The 5,640-nt window shown below is 74.0% G+C and carries 5 protein-coding genes and 1 pseudogene; 3 read left to right on the top strand and 3 right to left on the bottom strand.

Features of this window, described 5'->3' with window-relative positions; all coding sequences use genetic code 11:
- Positions 1-14: 14 nt before the first annotated feature.
- A complete protein-coding gene (locus K6I33_RS30850; RefSeq protein WP_374286225.1) occupies positions 15-896 on the top strand; it encodes an ABC transporter permease in 882 nt (293 codons plus the stop codon).
- 107 nt (positions 897-1,003) lie between these two features.
- Here the strand turns inward: K6I33_RS30850 and K6I33_RS30855 are convergent, their stop codons facing one another.
- Positions 1,004-1,336: an ATP/GTP-binding protein gene (locus K6I33_RS30855; protein ID WP_229357846.1), complete on the bottom strand. Its 333-nt coding sequence runs from the start codon at positions 1,334-1,336 to the stop codon at positions 1,004-1,006.
- A gap of 203 nt (positions 1,337-1,539) precedes the next feature.
- On the opposite strand from K6I33_RS30855, the gene K6I33_RS30860 reads away from it, so the two are divergent.
- Positions 1,540-2,577: an LLM class flavin-dependent oxidoreductase gene (locus K6I33_RS30860; protein WP_229357847.1), complete on the top strand. Its 1,038-nt coding sequence runs from the start codon at positions 1,540-1,542 to the stop codon at positions 2,575-2,577.
- Positions 2,578-2,660: 83 nt separating this feature from the next.
- On the opposite strand, the gene K6I33_RS30865 is transcribed toward K6I33_RS30860, so the two are convergent.
- Complete coding sequence (locus K6I33_RS30865) at positions 2,661-3,053, bottom strand: SCO5389 family protein (RefSeq protein ID WP_229357848.1); 393 nt, start codon at positions 3,051-3,053, stop codon at positions 2,661-2,663.
- A 208-nt stretch (positions 3,054-3,261) separates the two neighbouring features.
- Here K6I33_RS30865 and nucS point away from each other — a divergent pair, with 208 nt between their 5' ends.
- Positions 3,262-3,933, top strand: coding sequence for an endonuclease NucS (nucS, locus tag K6I33_RS30870; RefSeq protein WP_229357849.1), 672 nt, complete (start codon positions 3,262-3,264; stop codon positions 3,931-3,933).
- Between the two features lie 83 nt (positions 3,934-4,016).
- Here the strand turns inward: nucS and K6I33_RS30875 are convergent.
- Positions 4,017-5,640, bottom strand: a pseudogene (locus tag K6I33_RS30875) (ATP-binding protein); the annotation flags it as partial.

Genomic DNA, 5,640 nt, shown 5'->3' on the forward strand with positions numbered 1-5,640 from the left:
CGCCGGTACCGCCCGTGCCGGGCACGGCGGCCCCCGAGGGCCACCCCGTACCGCAGAGCCCCCCGCAGGGGAACTGGCCCGGCCAGGCGCCCCTCGGGGGCTATGTGTCGCCGATCCCGATCCGGAAGGCCACCCTCGCCGACGCCCTCGCCGCCGAGTGGACGAAGATCCGGTCGATCCGGTCGACGGTGTGGACGCTCGGGACGATGGTGCTGCTCATCGTGGGGATAGGGCTGCTCGCCGCCTGCGTCGTCAGCGCGATGGACTCCACCGCGGCCACGCACCGGACGCCGGTCCTCGTCCTCGGCATCTACGGCACGATGCTCTCCCTCATCTGTGTCATCACGCTCGGCGTGCTCACGATGTCGTCCGAGTACGGCACGGGGCTGATCCGCACCACGCTGACCGCCTGCCCGGACCGGGCGCGGGTGCTCACGGCCAAGGCCGTCGTGTTCTTCCTGCTCACGTTCGTCACCACCACGGTCGCGACGACGCTGGTGGCCGTGGCCACCGAGGGGATCGCCGGCCGGCTGGGCACCGTGCCGACCGCCGGGGAGTGGCTGAAGGCCACGGTCGGGGTGAGCGTGTTCATGTCGCTGATCGGTGTGCTCGCGCTCGCCGTCGGCGCGATGCTGCGCCACTCGGCGGGGGCCATCGCCGTGATGCTCGGCCTGGTGATGATGCCGCTGGTGCTGGCGATGTTCCTGGTGGCGTCGGACCTGAACGAGGTCCGGTCATGGCTGCTGCTCTACTCGATCCCCAACCAGCTGGGCGTCTTCTACGACGTCTCGGCCGGCGAGGGACCGAGCGGCTGGGACCCGCTGTGGATCATGACGCTGGTGACCGGTGCCGCCCTGGGCGGCGCGTACCTCTCGCTGGCCAAGCGCGACGCCTGAGCGGCCTCGCCGAAGTCCGGTGCGGTAGCGCCCCGCAGGGGCGCGGGGAACTGCGCGACCAGCCACGACGCACCCGCGGATGTCGTACCGGACTTCCAGCGGAGCGCTCAGTACCTCGGCGCGTTACGGGACCGCTGGAGCCGCGCGCTCCGGCGGTCCCGCGCGTTCCAGCAGGCCTTGTGCCAGTGCCGCCGGTCGTCGACGCCGGCGCCGAAGCGCGGCCAGACGACCAGGTGCGGCACCCCCGGCGGAATCTCCTGGTCGCAGCCCGGGCAGCGGTAGTGCTTGGCGGCCGCGCCGCCGCCCACGGCCCGGACCGCCCACTCCTCGCCCCGCCAGTCCTCCGTGCTCTCCAGGCCGTAGCGCACACCGCTCTCGTCGCGCGGGGTCGGGCTCTGTCTGGCGGCGCCGCCTCGCTGGCGGTTTCGGCGCGGGGACACAGGGCACCTCGGCAAGTCGTCGGCTACGGGTCGTGACCAGCCTACGCGCCAAGGTCACCGGCCCGGCCCGGAGTGCCCCCGGCGCTATGGCGCTTGTGCTCCGATCATCATGAAAACTTCACGCGCAGCCGTACCTTCGGCACGTGTCAGCCGTTATTGCCACCAGGGGGATACCGCGTCGGTCGCTAGGAGGTACAAGAGCGATGCGCGTAGGAACGTTTGTCCTCGCCGCCCAGTTCCCTGGCCAGGGGCACGGCGAGGCGCTGTACCGGGCGGTCCGCTCGGCCGAGGTGGCCGAGGAGGCGGGGCTGGACGCGGTCTGGCTGGCGGAACACCACTTCGTGCCGTACGGGGTGTGCCCGTCGGCGGTCACCCTGGCCGCCCTGCTGCTCGGCCGCACCCGCTCCATCACGGTCGGCACGGCCGTGAGCGTGCTGCCCACCACCCACCCCGTGGCACTGGGCGAGCAGGCGGCGCTGCTCCACCTCACCTCGGGCGGACGGTTCGTGCTGGGCGTCGGCCGCGGCGGTCCCTGGGTCGACCTGGAGGTGTTCAACTCAGGCCTGGGGGCGTACGAAGAGGGGTTCCCGGAATCGCTCGAATTGCTGATGCGGTGGCTGCGGGAACCCCGGGTCGGCTCGGCCGGGGAGCGGTTCGCCTTCCGGGAGGTCCCGGTCGTACCGCGCCCCGACGAACTCCTGGACGCGGGCGGGGACTCCACCGGCCCGGGGGTGGTCGTCGCCTGCACCTCGCCCGCGAGCGTCCGGCTGGCGGCCGGGCACGGGCTGCCGATGCTGCTCGGGATGCACAGCACGGACGAGGAGAAGGCGGAGATGGTCGCCCTGTGGCGCAAGTGCGCGCGGGAGGCGGGGCGTTCGGCGGAGGAGATCGCGGCGGCCGGCCATGTGGCGGCGGGCGTCGTCCAGGTCGGGGACCGGCGGCAGGAGGCGGCGGAGACGCTGCTGAAGGCCATGCCGGGCTGGTTCCACCACGGGCTCTCCGCGCATGTGACGGTCGACGGGCGGCAGCGCCGGATGCGGGACCCGCTGGCGTACACGGAACTGCTCTGCGAGCTCCACCCGGTGGGCCCGCCCCGGCTGTGCGCCGACCGGCTGTCGGCCACCGCCGAGCGCACGGGCATCCGCCGCTTCGCGCTCCTGGCCGAGGGCTCCGGGGATCTCGCCGCCACCGAGGAGAACCTCCGCAGGCTGGGCTCGGACGTACTGCCGCTGCTCGTCTGAGCCGCCTCTGGGGCCACCCCGCCGGAGCTGCCGCTCCCCTTCGCTCGCACCTCCCCGCGCCCGGAGCGGCAGCACGGAACGCGTCAGCAGTCGCGGAGCTCCGGCGACTGGTTCAGCAGCTGGCCCCTGATCGAGGTGAAGCGGGCCAGACGCTCGTCCGCCGTGGGGCCCACCGGGAAGACCGCCACCCGATGGCAGTTCTGGAACGCCAGGCGCACCCCGAAGTGGCGCTGAAGGGCACCGCGGATCGCGTCACTCGCCAGCGCGCGCAGCAACTGGCCACGCGCCTGCTCGTCCGGCGGCGGCGTACGGTTGTCGGCGAACTCGCCGCCTTCGACCGAGAGCCGGTCCACCAGGGAGCTGATCATCTCCCATGCGTAGGGCAGGGAGGTCCGGACGCAGTCGACGAACGCTGCTTCGTCGACCTCGCCTCGCTCGGCCTGTTCGAGGAGGGCCGGTGAGACGTCGAGCGACATGGGTTCTCCTCTCGCGACCCCCACGTAGGGGATCTCAGGGATGGGCGAGCGGACGACGACGCCCCGTGCCCGTGCGGCGACCGCCCGCTTCAACGGTAATCCGGCCACTGCTGCCCCACCAGGAGAACACCGACAACTGGCCGAAGCCGTAGGGCCCCTTCCTGGGCGAATCGCGTGAAGTGGCAGGAGTCGAGTAGCGTGGCTCACCATGCGTCTCGTCATCGCCCGTTGCTCCGTGGACTACGCGGGCCGGCTCACCGCCCATCTGCCCTCCGCCCCCCGCCTGATCCTGGTCAAGGCGGACGGGAGCGTCAGCATCCACGCGGACGACCGGGCCTACAAGCCCCTGAACTGGATGTCGCCGCCGTGCACGATCAAGGAAGGCGTTCAAGAGGGCGTCAACGTGTGGACGGTGATCAACAAGGCGGGCGAGAAGCTCATCATCACCATGGAGGAGGTCCTCCACGACTCCTCGCACGAGCTGGGCGTCGACCCGGGCCTGATCAAGGACGGTGTCGAGGCGCACCTCCAGGAGCTCCTCGCGGACCGCATCGAGACGCTCGGCGAGGGCTACACGCTGATCCGCCGCGAGTACCCGACGGCGATCGGCCCCGTGGACATCCTCTGCCGGGACGCCGAGGGCAACACGGTGGCCGTGGAGCTCAAGCGGCGCGGCGAGATCGACGGTGTGGAGCAGCTCACCCGCTATCTGGAGCTGCTCAACCGCGACCCGCACCTGGCGCCCGTGCGCGGCGTCTTCGCCGCCCAGGAGATCAAGCCCCAGGCGCGGGTGCTCGCCACGGACCGCGGCATCGGCTGTGTCGTGCTGGACTACGACGCGCTGCGCGGCATCGAGGACGACAAGCTGCGGCTGTTCTGATCCTCTTCCGCGGGTAAACCGCTTTCACGGGTGAACGACGGACGGGCCGGGGGTCACGACCCCCGGCCCGTCCGTCGTTTCCGCTATGCCACCGGCGTCCCGCCCGTGGGCTTGCCCGTGGTCGGCTTGCCGCCCGGGGCCAGGCCGCTCGCCGAGTTGGCGCCGCCGGCCGTCGGCTGGGTCGGCTTGGTCGGCGGCTCCTTCGTCTGCTCGGAGGGCTTCGTGGTGGGCGTCTTGTCGCCACCGCCCTGCGACTTCGACGGCGACGGATCGGCCGACGGCGTCTTCGTCTGCTCACCGCCGCCCTGGGACTTCGTCGGGGTGGGCGAGGTGCCGCCGCCCGGGGACTTCGAGGGCGTGCCGGGCGAGGGGTCGCCGCCCGGGTCCGTGGACGACGAGGCGGAGCCGGACGGCCTGGGCGAGGCGGACCCGTCGCCCCAGTCGCCCTGCTTCTCCCCGTGCCGGCCGCGCCGGGCGGGCACCTGCGGCGCCCCCGGCTCCCCCGCCGCCGGCTCGTCGGCGCTCAGTCCGCCGTCGCCGTCCTGCTGGGAGGCGGACTGGCCGGGCTTGACCGTGCCGGAGCGCGGGGCGTCGCCGCCGGAGGCGGCGCCGAGGGTGACGACGGTGCCGAGGACGGCGGCGAGCAGGGCGCCCGCGCCGGCCGCGAGGAGGTTGCGGCGGTTGCCGCCGGACATCAGCTTCTGCGCCCACGTCCCCTTGCGCGCCCCGGCCGGGAGCGGGGCGCCCGGGGGCGCCTTCGGCACCGGCGGCACGGCGGCGGCAGCGGGACCGCCCGGCGGCCTGCTGATGATCGCCGTGGTGCCGTCGTCGGTGACCTTGGCCTTGGCGGGCGGCGCGGCCGACTGCTCGCTGCGGGCGTCCGGGATCTCCTCGCCGGCGGACGTGCGTCCGTCGACGCCGGCGCGCTGCGGCAGCGGCGGGATCCCGGTGCGCGCCGGGGTGCTCCCGGGCAGCGCGCGGGCGCCCAGGGCCAGGCCGGAGCGGTCGGCGACGAGCGCGAGCGCCCGGCGGCCGGCGACCGTGCCGCGCTTGTCCGCGAGGACGCCGCGCAGCCCGATGGAGGACTCCAGCTCGGCCCGGGCCCGGTCGAGATTGCCGGTGCACAGGGCCAGTACGCCCAACTCGTGGTGGAAATACGCTTCTTCGCCGACCTCGCCGGCGATCCGCGCCGCCTCCTGGCCGTAGCGGAGGCCGCGTTCCCAGGCGCCCCAGCGGAGCGCCGCCGCGAACGCGGGCGCCGCCGTACGGGCCAGCAGCACGGCGGCCGCCCGGTGCCCGGAGTCCTCCTCGCCGGTCAGCGCGGCCAGGGCGGCGAGGATCGCGTCGGACTCGACGGCGATCCGCTCGGGCGTGACGGACGGGTGCCCGGCCCACCAGGCGTAGTGCTGGGCGGCCGTGTGGGCCGTGACGGCCGCCTGCCGGGCCCACTCCTCGCCGTATCCGGCGATCAGCTGGTCGGCGACGCCGGCCGCCAGCCGGTAGTGCGCGGCGACGGGCGTGATGAGGCCGCAGGCCAGGAGCTCGCCGATGGCCGCGTCGGCGTGGGTGTCCCCCACGAGGGCGGGCAGGTGCGCCTGGTGGGGCACCTCGCCGCCGAGGGCGACCGCGAAGCGCAGGGTCTCCCGCGCGGCCTCGCCGAGCGCGGCGGCCAGCAGTGTGGCGGGGGCCGCGGCCTGGGCGAGGGCC

Source organism: Streptomyces sp. UNOB3_S3 (assembly GCF_020740895.1).
Classification (GTDB): Bacteria; Actinomycetota; Actinomycetes; order Streptomycetales; family Streptomycetaceae; genus Streptomyces.

Excerpts from the sequence above, each read along its gene's own strand:
- K6I33_RS30860 (WP_229357847.1), top strand. The coding sequence starts at position 1,540 with ATGCGCGTAGGAACGTTTGTCCTCGCCGCCCAGTTCCCTGGCCAGGGG.
- K6I33_RS30865 (WP_229357848.1), bottom strand. The coding sequence starts at position 3,053 with ATGTCGCTCGACGTCTCACCGGCCCTCCTCGAACAGGCCGAGCGAGGC.
- nucS (WP_229357849.1), top strand. The coding sequence starts at position 3,262 with ATGCGTCTCGTCATCGCCCGTTGCTCCGTGGACTACGCGGGCCGGCTC.